Origin of the sequence: Pseudoalteromonas sp. PAB 2.2 (genome assembly GCF_001938575.1) — a bacterium.
Taxonomy (GTDB): Bacteria; Pseudomonadota; Gammaproteobacteria; order Enterobacterales; family Alteromonadaceae; genus Pseudoalteromonas; species Pseudoalteromonas lipolytica.
The window spans coordinates 127566-144573 of the sequence record NZ_LYPI01000014.1 but is presented as its reverse complement, the minus strand read 5'-3'; the positions used below and the strand labels follow the sequence as shown (position 1 = coordinate 144573).

Annotated in this window: 11 protein-coding genes and 15 tRNA genes; 16 read left to right on the top strand and 10 right to left on the bottom strand. The window is 40.9% G+C overall.

Annotation, left to right across the window (positions count from 1 at the left end; genetic code table 11):
- Positions 1-8: 8 nt before the first annotated feature.
- The 6 genes from zipA to msrB all read left to right on the top strand — a co-directional run bounded on the left by zipA (position 9) and on the right by msrB (position 4821).
- A complete protein-coding gene (zipA, locus tag BWD47_RS13850) occupies positions 9-713 on the top strand; it encodes a cell division protein ZipA (protein WP_036969545.1) in 705 nt (234 codons plus the stop codon).
- An 84-nt stretch (positions 714-797) separates the two neighbouring features.
- Positions 798-2819: an NAD-dependent DNA ligase LigA gene (gene ligA, locus BWD47_RS13845; RefSeq protein WP_075594152.1), complete on the top strand. Its 2022-nt coding sequence runs from the start codon at positions 798-800 to the stop codon at positions 2817-2819.
- Positions 2812-3156, top strand: a complete 345-nt coding sequence (locus BWD47_RS13840; protein WP_036969540.1) for a DUF3392 family protein — start codon at positions 2812-2814, stop codon at positions 3154-3156. The genes ligA and BWD47_RS13840 overlap by 8 nt, the downstream gene beginning before the upstream one ends.
- Positions 3153-3647 (top strand): DUF2919 domain-containing protein, encoded by a 495-nt coding sequence (locus BWD47_RS13835; protein ID WP_065979790.1) that lies wholly within the window; start codon positions 3153-3155, stop codon positions 3645-3647. The genes BWD47_RS13840 and BWD47_RS13835 overlap by 4 nt, the downstream gene beginning before the upstream one ends.
- 2 nt (positions 3648-3649) lie before the next feature.
- Positions 3650-4108 carry a hypothetical protein gene (locus tag BWD47_RS13830; protein ID WP_036969534.1) on the top strand — a complete coding sequence of 153 codons (459 nt, stop codon included), beginning with the start codon at positions 3650-3652 and terminating at the stop codon, positions 4106-4108.
- A 269-nt stretch (positions 4109-4377) separates the two neighbouring features.
- The gene (msrB, locus tag BWD47_RS13825; protein ID WP_075594151.1) at positions 4378-4821 is read left to right on the top strand and encodes a peptide-methionine (R)-S-oxide reductase MsrB; all 444 of its coding nucleotides are present in this window, start codon (positions 4378-4380) and stop codon (positions 4819-4821) included.
- Positions 4822-4826: 5 nt separating this feature from the next.
- Here msrB and BWD47_RS13820 read toward each other — a convergent pair whose 3' ends face one another.
- From BWD47_RS13820 to BWD47_RS13775, 10 genes are all read right to left on the bottom strand, one after another.
- Positions 4827-6776 carry an ATP-binding protein gene (locus tag BWD47_RS13820; RefSeq protein ID WP_075594150.1) on the bottom strand — a complete coding sequence of 650 codons (1950 nt, stop codon included), beginning with the start codon at positions 6774-6776 and terminating at the stop codon, positions 4827-4829.
- Positions 6773-8131 carry an extracellular solute-binding protein gene (locus BWD47_RS13815; protein ID WP_167330958.1) on the bottom strand — a complete coding sequence of 453 codons (1359 nt, stop codon included), beginning with the start codon at positions 8129-8131 and terminating at the stop codon, positions 6773-6775. The genes BWD47_RS13820 and BWD47_RS13815 overlap by 4 nt, the downstream gene beginning before the upstream one ends.
- A gap of 26 nt (positions 8132-8157) precedes the next feature.
- The gene (locus tag BWD47_RS13810) at positions 8158-9792 is read right to left on the bottom strand and encodes a tetratricopeptide repeat-containing response regulator (RefSeq protein WP_075594149.1); all 1635 of its coding nucleotides are present in this window, start codon (positions 9790-9792) and stop codon (positions 8158-8160) included.
- A 355-nt stretch (positions 9793-10147) separates the two neighbouring features.
- Positions 10148-10223, bottom strand: a tRNA-Val gene (locus tag BWD47_RS13805).
- A 38-nt stretch (positions 10224-10261) separates the two neighbouring features.
- Positions 10262-10337: transfer RNA gene (locus BWD47_RS13800), tRNA-Val, on the bottom strand.
- A gap of 35 nt (positions 10338-10372) precedes the next feature.
- A tRNA-Val gene (locus BWD47_RS13795) sits at positions 10373-10448 on the bottom strand.
- 43 nt (positions 10449-10491) lie between these two features.
- Positions 10492-10567: transfer RNA gene (locus BWD47_RS13790), tRNA-Val, on the bottom strand.
- Positions 10568-10605: 38 nt separating this feature from the next.
- Positions 10606-10681: transfer RNA gene (locus tag BWD47_RS13785), tRNA-Val, on the bottom strand.
- A 46-nt stretch (positions 10682-10727) separates the two neighbouring features.
- Positions 10728-10803 (bottom strand) — tRNA-Val (locus tag BWD47_RS13780).
- Positions 10804-10837: 34 nt separating this feature from the next.
- Positions 10838-10913 (bottom strand) — tRNA-Val (locus BWD47_RS13775).
- Between the two features lie 647 nt (positions 10914-11560).
- Here BWD47_RS13775 and BWD47_RS13770 point away from each other — a divergent pair.
- From BWD47_RS13770 to BWD47_RS13725, 10 genes are all read left to right on the top strand, one after another.
- A tRNA-Ala gene (locus tag BWD47_RS13770) sits at positions 11561-11636 on the top strand.
- 38 nt (positions 11637-11674) lie between these two features.
- Positions 11675-11750 (top strand) — tRNA-Glu (locus tag BWD47_RS13765).
- A gap of 129 nt (positions 11751-11879) precedes the next feature.
- A tRNA-Glu gene (locus BWD47_RS13760) sits at positions 11880-11955 on the top strand.
- A gap of 94 nt (positions 11956-12049) precedes the next feature.
- Positions 12050-12125, top strand: a tRNA-Glu gene (locus BWD47_RS13755).
- Positions 12126-12219: 94 nt separating this feature from the next.
- Positions 12220-12295: transfer RNA gene (locus BWD47_RS13750), tRNA-Glu, on the top strand.
- Positions 12296-12389: 94 nt separating this feature from the next.
- Positions 12390-12465, top strand: a tRNA-Glu gene (locus tag BWD47_RS13745).
- 182 nt (positions 12466-12647) lie between these two features.
- Positions 12648-12723 (top strand) — tRNA-Glu (locus tag BWD47_RS13740).
- Positions 12724-12905: 182 nt separating this feature from the next.
- A tRNA-Glu gene (locus tag BWD47_RS13735) sits at positions 12906-12981 on the top strand.
- Positions 12982-13692: 711 nt separating this feature from the next.
- Complete coding sequence (locus tag BWD47_RS13730) at positions 13693-14775, top strand: extracellular solute-binding protein (protein ID WP_074989780.1); 1083 nt, start codon at positions 13693-13695, stop codon at positions 14773-14775.
- Positions 14772-17003 (top strand): ATP-binding protein, encoded by a 2232-nt coding sequence (locus BWD47_RS13725; protein ID WP_075594148.1) that lies wholly within the window; start codon positions 14772-14774, stop codon positions 17001-17003. The genes BWD47_RS13730 and BWD47_RS13725 overlap by 4 nt, the downstream gene beginning before the upstream one ends.
- The last annotated feature ends 5 nt before the right edge of the window (positions 17004-17008 follow it).

The following is a 17008-nucleotide window of genomic DNA, read 5'->3' as shown; positions in this document are numbered from 1 at the left end:
GTGAGGGGATGGCCGAAGAATTAAGATGGGCTTTAATCGTAATCAGTGTATTTGTCATTGGTGGTTTATTAATTCATGGTTTATGGTCTGTGCGCAAAAAGGATAATCCTGATGTTGAGCAGCAAGAACGGGTTGAGCCAAATGAAGCAAGTGCAGAAACGAGTGAATCTTCACAGCCTTATGCGCAAGAGCGTGATGAGCCTGAGTTTGGTGATTTAAGCTTTACTGCTGAAAACACCGAAGAGCCAGACGTTGAAGTCGAAGAAGCGGCTGACACTGAAGAGCAACCAGAATCGCCTGCACCGACAGACTTTATAATTGTGCACTTACAGATGCCAGAAGGCTTAGCAATGGAGGGCAGTCAATTACTGCCAGCTGTTAATATGCTAGGTTTCAAATACTCGGATGAAGGCTTCTTTAATCGCCATCTAGACCCTGCTGGAACAGGCCCTGTGTTATTCCGTTTGGTGAATATGTACAATCCTGGAACGTTTGATATTGATAATATGGAACAGTTCAGCACAGCGGGTGTCAGTTTGTTTATGACATTACCATGCGATGGTGATGGCCTAAGTGCCTTTAATATGTTGCACAGCGCTGCTAAAAAGTTAGCAGATGAGTTTGGTGCGACTATTTTAGATAGCAACCGTGAAGAAATGACGGTTGATAGCGTACGTGAATATGTTGAAAAGGTAAGAAGCTTTTCAGCGTAATCCATATTCGCAAGTAAATGATTGTTAGGCCACTTGGCGTTAAGTCGTCTAAGTGGCTTTTTTATGTAGATTTTTGAGGTTTTCATGTCCAGCCCTATCTTTGAGCAAATTAGTCAACTACGTGCCCAGTTAGAAGAGCATAACCATAATTATTATGTGCTGGATGCACCCAGTATTCCCGATGCTGAATATGACCGCTTAATGCGAGAACTAAGTAGCTTAGAGCAAGCAAATCCTGAGTTTCAGAGTCCTGATTCACCCAGCCAAAAAGTGGGTGGGGCCGCGCTTGATAAATTTGAACAAGTAACCCACCAAGTTCCTATGTTGTCGCTTGATAATGCTTTTTCACAAGAAGAGTTTGCGGCGTTTAATCGCCGAATTAAAGAGCGCGTGATGGATTCCCGCGAACTCACATTTTGCTGCGAACCAAAGCTTGACGGTTTAGCTGTGTCGATTATTTATCGTAATGGTGTGCTGGTTCAAGCTGCAACACGTGGCGATGGAATGGTGGGTGAGAACATTACGCAAAACGTGAAAACGATTCGTAATGTGCCATTAAAGCTTCGCGGTAATGACTTTCCTGCTGAACTTGAAGTACGCGGCGAAGTATTTATGGACAGTGCAGGCTTTGCAAAACTGAACAGCGACGCTGAAAAGCGAGGCGAAAAGGTATTTGTTAACCCTCGTAATGCTGCGGCTGGAAGTTTACGTCAGCTCGATTCTAAGGTAACGGCAAAACGCCCATTAATGTTTTATGCATACAGCACAGGGCTGGTGGCTGATGGACAACTGCCAGAAGATCATTACCAACAACTGGCAAAATTGACTGATTGGGGATTACCACTTTGCCCTGAAACTAAGTTAGTTGAAGGTCAACAGGCGGCGCTTGATTATTACCAAGACATCTTAGCGCGCCGAAGTGAGCTTGCCTATGAAATTGACGGTGTGGTTATTAAGGTCAACGACAAAAAGCTCCAAGAGCGTTTGGGCTTTGTTGCCCGCGCCCCCCGTTGGGCTATTGCGTTTAAGTTTCCAGCTCAAGAAGAAATTACACAACTTTTAGATGTTGAATTCCAAGTAGGGCGAACGGGTGCAATTACACCGGTAGCACGTTTGGAGCCCGTATTTGTTGGCGGAGTGACTGTATCGAATGCCACTTTGCATAATGGGGATGAAATAGCCCGTTTAGGCGTTAAAATTGGCGATACGGTGATTATTCGCCGCGCAGGCGATGTAATCCCTCAAATTACCCAAGTGGTACTGGAACGTCGTCCTGAGAGTGCAAGAGAGATTGTATTCCCAACCACTTGTCCAATTTGTGACTCGCATGTAGAGCGTATCGAGGGTGAAGCAGTTGCACGATGCACCGGTGGGTTGGTGTGCCAAGCACAACGTAAACAAGCAATTAAGCATTTTGCTTCACGTAAAGCGCTTGATATTGACGGGTTAGGAGACAAAATTGTTGACCAATTAGTCGATCGTGAGCTTATCAAAACGCCTGCTGATTTATTTATTTTAAAACAAGGTCACTTTGAGTCACTTGAACGAATGGGGCCAAAGTCTGCTAAAAATTTGGTGAATGCGCTGCAAGAGGCAAAGGAAACTACCTTAGCTAAATTTCTTTACTCTTTGGGTATTCGTGAAGTCGGTGAAGCAACAGCCCAAAACCTCGCTAATCACTTTTTAACCTTAGAGAAAATTACTCAAGCCAGTGTTGATGCACTAACAGAAGTGAGCGATGTGGGTGAAATTGTTGCTAAGCATGTGCGCGGGTTCTTTAGTGAAGAGCACAACATGGCTGTTGTTAATGCGTTAATAGAGCAGGGAATTCATTGGCCAGCTTTAAATGCACCAAGCGCTGAGAAGCAACCTTTAGCTGGTCTGACGTATGTTTTAACAGGCACCTTAAGTGAGCTTAATCGAAACGATGCGAAAGCGCGTCTGCAAGCTCTCGGTGCAAAAGTATCGGGGAGTGTGTCGGCTAAAACAAATGCCCTTATTGCAGGTGAAAAAGCAGGCTCTAAACTAACAAAAGCACAAGAGTTGGGTATTGAGGTGCTTACTGAAGCCGATTTAATTGCTTTATTAAGTGAACACAATGGATAGTTTGCAGCAAGCTGTCTCGTCAGTCGCTTTAACGATAGGGCAGTGGATTCAACCCCATTTGTATAATATTTCTTTATTGTTAGTGGTGTGTTTTATCTCATTATATGCCAACGATATTATTAAAGTGACTAAGCGCTTTGTTGCCAGACGTCACTTTATTATTCGCGTGTTATGCTTTGTTGCCGTGACAGGCTTTGGTATGGGGCTTTTGGTGGTGTTTGTGACGCCATTTTTAAGTAAGCTACTGATGTTATTAGGTATAAAGTGGTTAGGTTTAACGTTAACCGGTGCATTCTTGGTATTGGGTGTTATCGCAGATAAGAAGAATCAGCTATGATGCGTTACGGGCCAGAATATTGGGATAAACATGGCGCTTATCGAACCCCCATAGCGTTTCATTTAACCTTGTTAGTACTGCTTCGTAGTTATTTTATCTGGTTAATGGCCGCGTTAAGTCGGCGCCCTGATTTAGATATTATGTCGTTGTTTTTTAGCTCTAAATCAGAGTTTTTTATGGCGATAGGCATTGCAGCAATTGCGCTGTTACCCGCGGTTGTTTTTTGTTTTAGAAGGCCACAAGAAAACCCTGAAACCGCTAAGCGGTGGGCAACTGTGTGGCGTTTTATGCGGTGGCCTTTGATTGTGTGTGCTGTGATAGATTTAGGCTGGCTGACCTACCAAGCCGCGCACAGTTATTATCAATTCTCATTTTTTTTGGCGTGCCAAATGGTATTGGTGCTTTGGGTGCTACTTTATCTGGTAAAAAGTCGCTATTTATCCGTGTTTTTCAATGATTGGCCCGATCCAATCGTAAAAAAAGGAAACTAACCATGCTGGCTATTAATCAATTACTAGCAAAAATTTCAGCATTGATTGCAGTGGTATTGATTGCCCTGTGGTTTTTTACACCACTTTGGCACAGTGTCGCGTTTTCTTTTTTTGTTCTTTTGTGGGCTTTTATCACAGTATCAAGTCTGTACCGTGTGACACCTTTATTCGTGTCACGCAATCCAATTGAAGATTCATTAAAGCGCGATGTTAACCAGTTAGCATTGATTAGCCTTTCCGGTTTGTTTGATTTTAAACGCAAAGCGGAATTTGTATTAATAGGGCAGATTAAAAAGATAAAAATTGGCGATGGCATTATTCATGTTACAGATATCAATGAACAGACATTGACCGCAGTTTTAAGCGTTGCAGAGTCGAAAATTGACGCTTATTTACATACCTTACTGTCTGAACGAGAACGCGAAAATATAAAAATAATTAAGCAGTCTAGTACCGACTAGCCATAATACAGAATCATTTTGATGGATTTAACCAGTTGCTATCTGCGTTAAAAATTGCTCATGAACGACAGTTTCGTTGTGGGCGTTAGAGCAAGGTAGGAGCAATGGCCGATAGCAACTAAATATCATCGTTTTTGCCTTGCGACCACACGGTTTTTTTTGCATCAAAATAGATCATTTAAGTAAGTAAATTGGTATAAGGTTTAATTTGCTTAACTATTTTTTAAGCAGTATTTTGAACGTGGGTTTATCAATCCTAGGAGAACACAATGTTAACTTGGCAAGATATTTTAGAGTTTGCCCACAACGGCAATCCAACACCTCCCCGTAGAGTTGAAAAAACGCCATTAGAGTGGCAGCGTGAGCTTGCGCAAGATACTTTCTATGTAACACGCCAAAAAGGCACAGAGCGTCCGCACAGCTCTGATTCATGCACACTCTTTGAGCCTGGGAAATATGCGTGTGTATGTTGCGATAATTTATTGTTTGATGCCGATGAAAAGTTTGACAGTGGCACTGGTTGGCCTTCATTTACCCAACCAAGCAGCGTCGATAGCATTGCGTACATAGCCGATACAAGTCACGGTATACAACGTATTGAGGCTATTTGTAATGTCTGCGATGCCCATTTAGGTCATGTTTTTCCTGATGGTCCGCCGCCAAGTGGTTTGCGCTACTGCATGAATGCGGTGGCAATGAAAAAATGCGATTAGGTAAACTAATCTAAATATTGCGCAATAATAAAAATAAGGTGCTCTCGGTAAATTGGCTTACTGATAGTGTAGTCTGTCAAGATACTTGATTGTGCCTTATCATCCTTTAAAGCCGAGGCTGTTACAGCAATAATCGGGATATGTTTAAAACGATCATCACTGCGAATTAACTGGCTGGCTTCAAGCCCTCCCATTACAGGCATCTTCAAATCCATTATGATTAGGTCAGGCTGATGTTGCTCTATTTTTTTCAGTGCATCTTCACCATTAATTGCCGTATCGATAGTAAAACTCCAGCGCGATAAGAACGATTCTAAATAATCACGGTTATAGGGAATGTCGTCTACGATTAAAATGCGCGCAGGATTAAAGTGATAACTAGTGATTGCAGGGTAATTACGGTGCTCAATTTCTGTTATTGATTCAGCTAACTCGACGTTGGGAATTGAAACAATAAACTCACTGCCTTTGCCTTTTTCACTGATAACCGATAACTCGCCGCCCATCAATTTTATAAAGCGTAATGAAATAGCAAGGCCTAACCCTGTACCACCAAACTCAGAACTGCGTTGTCCTTGAACTTGTTCAAAGTCATTAAAGATTAAATCTTGTTGATCTTTTGGAATGCCTTTACCGGTATCTTTCACATGAATTTTTATATCAAGGTGGCTGTCGTCATCATGTGGTTTAAAGTCAAAGTATACGCTTACACTGCCTTGTGACGTAAACTTAATAGCATTACTTATTAAGTTGGTAAGTACTTGACGAAGCTTGTTACTGTCGAGCAATACAGGGGGAGTGAGATCAGGGTGTGCGGTTACTTTAAAATTGAGATCTTTTTGTGCGCTGAGCTGTAAAAACATCATATTTAATTCATGGCACATGGTGGGAATTTCAACCCGCTCAATATCGAGCTGCATTTTACCTGCATCGACTTTTGATAAATCAAGAATATCGTTTAGTACGTTTAATAACGAATTGCCTGAGATGGAAATCGCTTCAAGGTAGCGGCGTTTGTTTTTGTCGGTTTCGCTGTCTTGCAATAATTGGCTGAAGCCTAACACGGCATTTAAAGGTGTTCTTAACTCGTGAGACATATTGGCTAAAAAGCGACTTTTTGCTTGGTTTGATTGTTCTGCTTGTTCTTTTGCATCCAAGTATTCTTGAGTGCGCTTAGCCACGGTTTCTTCGAGTTGGCTGTGCTGTTCATGCATGCTGTTAATTTGTTGTCTAACCGCGGCTCGCATCATTTTAAAGCCACTGGCAAGTGTGCCTATTTCATCTTGGCTTTTAATATTAATAGGGCAATTTAAATCGCCTGTGGTCACTGCATGGGAGAACTCAACAAGTTGATCAATGGGTTGCAAAATTATGCGCCTAATAATGATATAAGCAATAATGAGTGCAGTTAGCAGATAGATTGCAAATAAAGAGACGGCGTTACTGATAATAGATTTGGTTTTTTGGGATAAATCGATGTCAGAAAACGTGACAATAACGTAACCAATATTTTCACCGTAATGATTTTTTACTGGCACTGTTACAGCGTACTGGTGATCAAGCGCGATAATATTATTTCGTCTCGGATTGAGTTGCTGCAATATCGTTTGATTCGTCTCTAAGGTATCGACTTTGCTGTTATCGGGGTGAGCCGCAATAAAGTTATTTTGATCAATAAAATAAATGGTTTTGAGGTCATCAAAGGTATTATGTTTGAGAATATTTTTTAATGTTATCCCCTGAATTTTTAAGACCCAACTGCCAGCGGTGTTATCTGATGTTAATGAGTTTATTTCAGACAGCATCGGCGAAACAATCGCGTCTGCTTTTTCACTCATATTAAGCAAGGTTTGCTCTTTTAATTCCAAGACATGTATAGCCGTGCTCACGCCTAAAATTAGCGTGATAGTAAAGCCGATGATTATCAGAATTTTATGCGCAATACTGATTCTCATTGGCTGCTCTTAGTTTGTGTTTTTAAAGCGTGCATGTTTGCATTAATTTTTGCATCAGTACTTTTAATTAATTGTTTAATGTCGGCACCATAAAATATTTGGCTAAATGTTTGCGAAATAATTTCACCAATGACTGGAAATTCAACCATACCGGCTTGCAGTCGATCAGGCGTGGCATGCTCAAACACCCATAGCATTGCGTTGTTAAAGCCGGGTTTATTGACTAAAGTAAATAGCTTTTCGTGCCATACCTTTTGTCTTGGCGGCGACCCCCCGGTGCTGAGTAAAGCGGCCGTTTGCTCACTCGTTGCCCATTGAATAAATAACCAGGCTGCAATTTTTTTATTAGAGTGACTATTAATCGCAAATGCCCATGCCCATGGTGATGTTTCTCTGGCAACAGGTCCTTTTGGAAGGGGAGCGGCTTCCCATTTATTCCAAATATCGGATTCTTCAGCCGTGTCTATTTCATTGTAAAAGTGAGACGCAAGGATTGCTGAAGCCAGTTTGCCGTGCTTAAACAGTTGACGTATCTCATAAAAATGCAGTAAGCGGCTATTTTCCGGATTACCGTAACCTGTAACTAAGTTTCGATACATTTTAAGGCTTTGTGCCGTCTGTGGACTATCAAATGTTGATACACCTTGTTCATTGAGCACTTCTGCGCCATAGGCACGCATTACGGGTAACACCGTCCATGTATTAAGCCCCGCACCGGGTAGTGTGCGTGAAGCAAACGCGTGCATGCCGGCGAGTTTAGAGTCGGCATCAATCGCGCGCTGTAATTTTATTTTAGTTGCGTGTAACTGCTCGTAAGTATCTGGCACTTCAAGATTAAAGCGCTCAAATAAATCTTTGCGATAAAAATAAATAGGGGCTGAAAAATCAAAAGGTAAAGAATAAAGTTTGTTATCTATTTTGCAAAGAGTGAGGCTTCTTTCGCTAATATCTTCAAGTTGATACCACGTTTTATCAGTTATGAGTGGGTTATCTAGATAAGGTTGTAGGGGCTCTATCCAGCCTTGATTTTGTGCTTCACCTAAAAATGTAATGCCCATAGGCAATACATCGTATAGGCCTAAACCTTCGCTTAAATCTTGATGACGACGAGAGCGCATTTGAGATTGTTCCAGCGCATGGAAACCAACAGAAATCCCGGTAAGCTGCTCAAACAGGGGGATATAAGGTTTAAGAGCCAAAAATGCGGGCTGCTCGTCAGCCAGTATATTTATATGACTGCCTGCTTCACTTTGCCAATTTATATTAGCTTGCTGCCAATACTGCAAAGTAGCAGAAGCAATACTGACTGGACTGAAGAGTGCTATTGCAGCTAAAAGAAGCTTAATTGATTTCAAAAAAGGGCGCTCCATAATGAGAACATTTACTCAGATAGCTGAAGATTCATTTTTGCAGCTTGCGCTTTTATTTTTTCGAAGCGAGTGGCTTGCTCATCGTGTAATGTGTATTCATTAAGTAAAGCGTAGCATTTTTTTGCTAGCAATAAGTTAAATGATTGCCCTTGCGCATTAGAGTCGAATAAACATTGTAAAAGATTCAATGCAATACTGGCGTTTTTAGGCATAATTCTAAAGGCCTGTGTAAACGCTTCGAGCGCAATATTTAGCTGGCCTTTATTAAATTGCGTAACAGCATGGTTATTGAGTTCTTTCGGCCCCATTTTGATATCACGACGTTCAGTTTGCTGTTGTTGAATGTAGCGAAGAAACACAGGATCACTTACCGAAGGATGGCGCTCACAATGACTAATAATTTGATTAAAGAGTGTTTGCGCTTTGTTGTGAAAACCGAGCTCGTGGAATGCCTTTGCTTTATCAAGCGCACCATCAACAGAACGAATTTGACTGTCACTCTCATCAAGCTGCTCGATTAGGGCCTTTGCTTTTTTATGCTCGTCTTTCAAATAATGTAAACGTGCGTTGAGTACATCAATTTGGGTTTGATTGTTACTATTTGGAAACTGTTGTTTTAAATCATTTAAATATTGATTTGTTTGTCTCGCAATACGATTAACTTGGTCTGTTTGATCTGTTGTCAGAGCAAAATCGATACCTGCCCGTGCTGCATTTAAGTATATATCAGGGTGATCATGTATGGAGTGCTTTGCATAACTGGCGATATCTTTTTGCGTTAAGTAGCTTTTCTCGTAGTCATGATTTAACAGTGATACATGGCTGAGTGTTTTTTGTCGCTCAATGTTTCTTGGAGCTATATCAACAGCTTGACTAAAAAATAGTTGAGCGTCATCAAACTTATTAAGTTTAATGTCTAAACGACCTAACAAATCAAGGGCCACAAGGCGAGTTTCACTGCGCTGTAGCATGGTTTTTAACATGCGTTGAGCAAGAATATGCTCATTATTGGCAATAAGCGCTTCTACTAACCCGACTTTAGCCCACGTAAACTTTTGTATATCGAGTACGGATTTAAAAAATGTTTTTGCATCTTCATTTCGATTTAAACGAAGTAGGGCATCACCTTTTAATCGTAATAAAATGGCACTGTAGGTATTACTTTTATTTTGTAGTAATTCATCGATTTTCTTTATTGCTTTCGAGTCATTTTCATCATCAATTAGCTGATAAACACTGTAAAGGTGGTGCTTACGTAGTAGTACTTTCTCAATACGGCTTTTTAATTCATAAATGGTAAATGGCTTTACTAAAAAATCGTCAGGCTGGAGCTCTAACACACTGTGAACTAGAGAACCGCTTGTTTCGGCTGAAATGAAAATAAACCCTGTGGAGTTTTTAATTAAGCGTTTAACTTTAAGTTCTTCGTAAAGTTGGTAGCCATCTTGGTGCTTACTTAAATTGAATGAGCAAACAATGAGATCAAATTGTTCGCCCTGACATTGTTCTTTGGCTGAAATGGCATGGTCAGCAAAGCGCAGTTGTCGAAAACCTAATCCTTCGAGGGATTGTTTCATGTAGCTTTGAGCGAGTGGTTGCTCTTCAACTATTAAAATTTTGGCTTTCGAAAAAATCTTTGCAGGCATTGGACTTGCGATCGAGTGATATTAACAGTGACTATAATAAACAGTCTAGCTGCTGACAAGGCAAATTACAGGTTTTCAATTAATTTAAAAACCTGACTCATGCTATAGCATGACTTATGTCGTATTTTTTATTTCCTTTTTATCTCAAAGAATTAGCTTAGCAATTAGCTACAAACGTGATGATATTTATATTAGTGAATATCAAAAATGGCACAACGACTAGACGTGTTTTGCTGGTGCTGGGTCGTACTGGACTAGCACCATCGAGCCGAGTCTTTGTAGAGAGTGGCGATGCTTTTAGAAAATTTAGAATATAAAGTACAAAGTATGGAGTATGAAAAGAGTGTTTTATATGTGGTGGGTCGTACTGGACTTGAACCAGTGACCCTCGCCTTGTAAGGGCGATGCTCTCCCAACTGAGCTAACGACCCACATATAATTGCCGAAAGGCTAATTTGTAAAGATTAAATGGTGGGTCGTACTGGACTTGAACCAGTGACCCTCGCCTTGTAAGGGCGATGCTCTCCCAACTGAGCTAACGACCCAAATAATCTTTTTATTCGCGATACCATTTTTAAAATGGTGGGTCGTACTGGACTTGAACCAGTGACCCTCGCCTTGTAAGGGCGATGCTCTCCCAACTGAGCTAACGACCCGCGAAGAATAATCTAAATGAGAACACCATTAAACTTGGATTAATGGTGGGTCGTACTGGACTTGAACCAGTGACCCTCGCCTTGTAAGGGCGATGCTCTCCCAACTGAGCTAACGACCCATTTAGATTGTGTAATATGAAGTACCATTAAAAGATAATGGTGGGTCGTACTGGACTTGAACCAGTGACCCTCGCCTTGTAAGGGCGATGCTCTCCCAACTGAGCTAACGACCCATATTACATGCAATAAATTCTTAATGTTGAGTTTACACCATTTAAATGGTGGGTCGTACTGGACTTGAACCAGTGACCCTCGCCTTGTAAGGGCGATGCTCTCCCAACTGAGCTAACGACCCATTAAGAACTTTAGATATGAACACCATTTAATAATGGTGGGTCGTACTGGACTTGAACCAGTGACCCTCGCCTTGTAAGGGCGATGCTCTCCCAACTGAGCTAACGACCCATATCTAAAAAACAACTCATTGCTGCGTTGTTGTGGGGCGCTATTATAGATAGAGTTGTAAATGTGTCAACACTTGAATGAGTAAAAATGTGCTAGATGCAGCTTTTATAAACAACGACATGGCTTTTTTACATTTTTTGATGAACAATTATGCAATTCAGTGCTCTTCCTTCTATACGCAAGCTGACTTTTAGGCTGTTTGGGGTCAATTACTTTAGCGGGGATGAGCTGTGTTAGTTTTGTTTATATGTAAATGCATTTGTCGGTTGTATAAATAAGTACAACGCAGTGCTCTTTTTTAACGTTAATTAAAAGGGCGTGGGGGAGGGGAAGAATGATCAATTTAGTTATAAAATTAAGATATCGCCGTTTTCCATATAAATGTATACCTTTTAGTAAGCGAAACCTCCTTTCATTGAGGCACAATAAAATCTAAACAGCACGCTAATATGTAAAATTCAGCTATTTATTAGTGGATTGTATAAAATAGCTCCTCCTTGGGGTGTTATTTAGTCAGCTTGTTGAAATTTAAATCATTTAAATAAAGTTAGATAAAAAACTGTTGACTTTATTTGGGGGGCTGCATAGAATGCGCCCCGCACTCAGCGATACACGTCAGCATTAGTTGGTAGTGTGTATGCAAAGTTGGGGCTATAGCTCAGCTGGGAGAGCGCTTCGCTGGCAGCGAAGAGGTCTGCGGTTCGATCCCGCATAGCTCCACCAATTTGCATAGTGTTTGTCCTAGGGTAGCAGTTTTCTGCGTCCCCATCGTCTAGAGGCCTAGGACACCGCCCTTTCACGGCGGTAACAGGGGTTCGAATCCCCTTGGGGACGCCACTTATTTATGTAAGTGAGCTAATACCAAGGCGCTAAACATGTCAATCTCGAGTATTTACATGTTAATTTAGCAACCTTACTCTGATATGAGTCAAACTATCATTTAATGTCCTAGTGACACATTTTTGTGTCCCCATCGTCTAGAGGCCTAGGACACCGCCCTTTCACGGCGGTAACAGGGGTTCGAATCCCCTTGGGGACGCCACTTACTTTAACCGTGTTAAATAGGGTGTTGTGTTATTAAATAGCTCGTCTGAATCGAGTTTAACTATTCAGTTGTCCTAGTGACACATTCTTGTGTCCCCATCGTCTAGAGGCCTAGGACACCGCCCTTTCACGGCGGTAACAGGGGTTCGAATCCCCTTGGGGACGCCACTTACTTTAACAATGTTAAAGAGGGTGTTGTGTTATTAAACAGCTCGCCTGAATCGAGTTTAACTATTCAGTTGTCCTAGTGACACATTCTTGTGTCCCCATCGTCTAGAGGCCTAGGACACCGCCCTTTCACGGCGGTAACAGGGGTTCGAATCCCCTTGGGGACGCCACTTACTTTAACAGTGTTAAAGAGGGTGTTGTGTTATTAAACAGCTCGCCTGAATCGAGTTTAACTATTCAGTTGTCCTAGTGACACATTCTTGTGTCCCCATCGTCTAGAGGCCTAGGACACCGCCCTTTCACGGCGGTAACAGGGGTTCGAATCCCCTTGGGGACGCCACTTACTTTAACAATGTTAAAGAGGGTGTTGTGTTATTAAACAGCTCGCCTGAATCGAGTTTAACTATTCAGTTGTCCTAGTGACACAGAAACTTTCTGTTTAAGCTAAGGCCATTCGCCTCACAGGCTCGGTCTCATCTTACGCAGAAATAGCAAATCAGTGATTTGCAAACCAATTTCTGCGTCCCCATCGTCTAGAGGCCTAGGACACCGCCCTTTCACGGCGGTAACAGGGGTTCGAATCCCCTTGGGGACGCCACTTACTTTAACCGTGTTAAAGAGGGTGTTGTGTTATTAAACAGCTCGCCTGAATCGAGTTTAACTATTCAGTTGTCCTAGTGACACAGAAACTTTCTGTTTAAGCTAAGGCCATTCGCCTCACAGGCTCGGTCTCATCTTACGCAGAAATAGCAAATCAGTGATTTGCAAACCAATTTCTGCGTCCCCATCGTCTAGAGGCCTAGGACACCGCCCTTTCACGGCGGTAACAGGGGTTCGAATCCCCTTGGGGACGCCATTTACTTGCGTAATTTATATTTATTGCACAGTGAATACTGTAAGATTCAATTAAAAAATTCCTATTTATACATCCCATACTTATCTTATAAAAATCAATTATCTACGCTATTTAATTTCGACTTTTCTCTGATATTTTTAAAAATCACAGTACAGATCTTTACTTCTCACTGCGACAGACCGTTTTAATCTATTTCTAATGCTTCCTGCGACACATCATGTATGTCTAATTTGAGGCATTGTTTTTAAAAGGTGTGACGTTAACGAGTATGAGTGGAGACCTTATACCAATCCGCAAAAATACTTAATCATTTTGAGTGATCAAACCAGTCGCTACCTGCGTTAAAAATTTCTGATTTACGACTGCATGGATGTAGGAGGTAGAGCAATGCAGGAGCAATTGCCGAGAACAACTAAATAACTAAATTTTTGCCTTGTTATCAACGCGGTTTTATTGCCTCAAAATAGACCACTTAATTAAGCGGAATGGTATTATTTGGTTAATTTGTTTTGCAATTGTTGGTTTAGTGATCACAACGTTGAGATGTAAGAAAACCCCTGATTAAGCTAGGCAATTGTAAACAAGTGTGCTTAACTAAATTTATAATTTTCTGTTTATTAAGTAGATACGAGCGTGTGGCGAGTATTTGGGTTGGTAGTGCTGTTGGCAATGTTCCCGTGTTATGCCACGACAATTAAGCTGGCCTATACAATGAAGCATGATAACTTCAATCAACTGTTAAGTGAGCTGGCTGAGCAAACAGAATTAACGGTTGATTCTGTGTTGGTTGACCAAAAAGCGTTAAAAGTACGGCTTGTTCAAGCTAATAGTGCGACAACCACCGATGCCGTAATTTTTCCTGCTGACCATCTGGGTCTGAACAAATACGCTAATTTTAGTGTTATTCCCGAATCACTGATAGCTGAAACAACAGATAAACGCACTTTAGATACAACAAGAGTGAATGGTCAATTACTCGGCATTCCCATTATTCAAGGTAATCATTTACTGCTTTTTTATAACACTCGGTACGTAAAGAAAAAAATAAATGACTGGCAGGATATTATTAAACTAAAACCTATGCTGCCTGAACAGGTGAAACTAATCACTTGGAGTTTTATGGAAATGTATTGGTTTATTCCATTTTTAAGCGCATTTGAAGGCGACCTGATTGTTGATGACAAAGTACAGTTGAATACATCAGCAATGCAATTAGCTTTGCGATATGTATGGGATTTAAATCAGCAAGGTATCGTGGACAGAGAGTGTGATTACAGCTGTTCACATGCCGCATTTCAAAACCAACAGGCTGCATTTATTATAAATGGTGCTTGGGCCCTCAATACTTACAAAGAAGCACTGGGGGAGCAGTTGGCCGTACAACCACTACCAAAACTAAATGGTCACTTCATGCAGCCGTACTACTCAACGTTTGTTTTAGCTTTTCCGAATAATAGTTTACAGGGCCCTAATAAAGACAACTTAATTAAGTTTGCAAAGGCTGTGCAACATGCACCATTTCAGCATTTAATTTGGCAAAAACTTCACGATATCCCAGTGAACACGCAAGTTTTAACGCAGCTTTTAGAGCAAAACAATGATACGTTACTTACCTTGCTTGCTGCTTTGCAACATACCAAACCAATGCCATCATCGGCTGCGATGATAATTGCATGGGAAGTGTTAACAAAAGGCTTTTCTCGTTATGGCAGTGGTGCGCTGACTGCCGAACAAGCAGGTTTATTTATGCAGGGACTCGCAGAGCGCTCAATTGCGAATGAAGAGGTGCAATGAACAGCCCACGGTTTAGCCAAGCATTATTCGCAAGTGTATTATTGCTGGTTATTATTCCGCTTTTGGTGCTGGCAGGCTTGATGATCGGGCGTTTTTATTTAAACTCGATTGAACAAGCTAAAACAAGCTTACAATGGCAGGCAAGAAATAACGCGGCAAGCTTGGAACAACTGATCTTCAAATTAGAAAAAAATAGTCAGTTATTAAGTAGTACAAAAGCGATAGCTGAGCTTCCAGATACCGTGGTGTATTCGCAATTTGCATTGGTTCAATTACAGCAATTTGTAACAGATAACCCACAAATAATTGCATCAATTGTTTTAGATAATCAAGGCTTTATTGTTGAAGGTTACCCAATAACATCGTTAACGCTAAATTACGCACTAACAAAAAGTATTCTCGATAGCGCGCAGATCTCGAACAATCAAAATAGCATTCAAGTAATTAATAAGCCGCAGTTGAATGAATTGCTCTTTCAAACAGAAACCAAACAAAATGCATTAATAGCAATTACTTCAACGCTGTTACATGAACAAGACTCGTTAAGTGAACCAATCCGAAAAACGGGGTTATTAGTGTCGTTTATTCCGTTATCTGAAGCATTAAAGTGGCTTGCTGTTCACAATGAGCAGCCTACTTACCAATCAGGTAAACAAGTACAAATTACCGTGCAAGATCATGTTTTATACAGTTTAGGGGTCGTTGAAAGTACGGCGTTATTAACAGGAAGTGCATCGATTAGTAACGTGCTGTTTAATAATGAACGAACAGCATTACACTTTAGAATTAATGAAGCTGAAACTGCATATACCAATGCGGTAAAGGAAACAGCGATAGCTGGAGGTTTGTTAATTATAGGTCTTTCAGTTGTGTCATTGTTTTTGGTTCATTGGTTAACGCAACGTTTGCATAATCCACTTAATCGTATTACTGCACTGAGTCGGGAGTTTGCATGTGGTAACTACAAAAAAATAACCGATGACTTTCATTATCAGGAGTTTAAAGATATAGCTCAGTCACTCAATAGCATGGCTGAAACAATTGATATTCAGATCACTTCTTTACAGCTAGAGAAGGTTAGGGCGGAGCATTCTGAGCAAGTTAAAAGCCAGTTTTTAGCAAATATGAGCCATGAAATTAGAACACCAATGAATGGGATTGTTGGTTTTTTACAGTTGTTGAAAAAAAGCCAATTAAATTCAGAACAAGCTGATTTTGTGAGACAAATTAATAACTGCAGCGATGTGTTACTCACAGTGATTAATGACATACTCGACTTTTCAAAAATTGAGGCAAATAAAATAGAACTCGATACGCGAGAATGCAATTTAATCGCGCTATGCCAAGATCTCATTGTGTTATTTAAACCCAGCTGCGATGCTAAGGGGATTGCTTGCCAACTTAATATTAATCAACTCAAAGCAGTCAACGTCGAGTGTGATGAAATTCGCGTTAAGCAAGTGCTCATAAACCTGCTGTCAAACGCGATTAAATTCACAAAAGAAGGGGAAATTACTCTATCAATTAATGTCATTGACAAAGATGCTCACACGACAACAGTTGAATTTACAGTGACTGATACAGGTATTGGTATAGCAGAAGATAAATTAACCGCTTTGTTTAACCCCTTTGTACAAGCGCAAAGTAATATCATGCGTGAATATGGCGGCACAGGTTTAGGGCTTGCCATAAGTAAAGGCTTAGTGGATTTAATGGGCGGCGAAATTACGCTTAAAAGTGAGCTTGGTGAAGGCACTACATTTACTATTATGGTGAGTTTTAAAACCCACTCACACGTGCTTAGCAAAGCAAAAACAAGTCAACTCGACACGGCGATAACGGTCGACTTTTCAAGCATAAAAACACCGTTGTTAGTCGCAGAAGATAACCCAATTAACCAAATTGTTATTACGAAATACTTATCGCAATTAGGTTTGAGCTATGAACTTGCTGAAAATGGCCAAATAGCCTGTGATAAGGCATCAATGAATAACTACGCGTTAATTTTAATGGATATTCAAATGCCTGTGATGGATGGTTTAACGGCCAGTAAAACACTGCTGAAGCAAGAAGGGTTTAATACACCCATTATCGCAGTGAGTGCGAATGCAATGAGAGAAGATATCGAAAAAAGTATGGAAATAGGTATACACGATCACATTGCGAAGCCAATCGATTTCACAGAGCTTGAACGGGCGCTTGCAAAGTGGCTATTTCAGTCAATTTAATGACT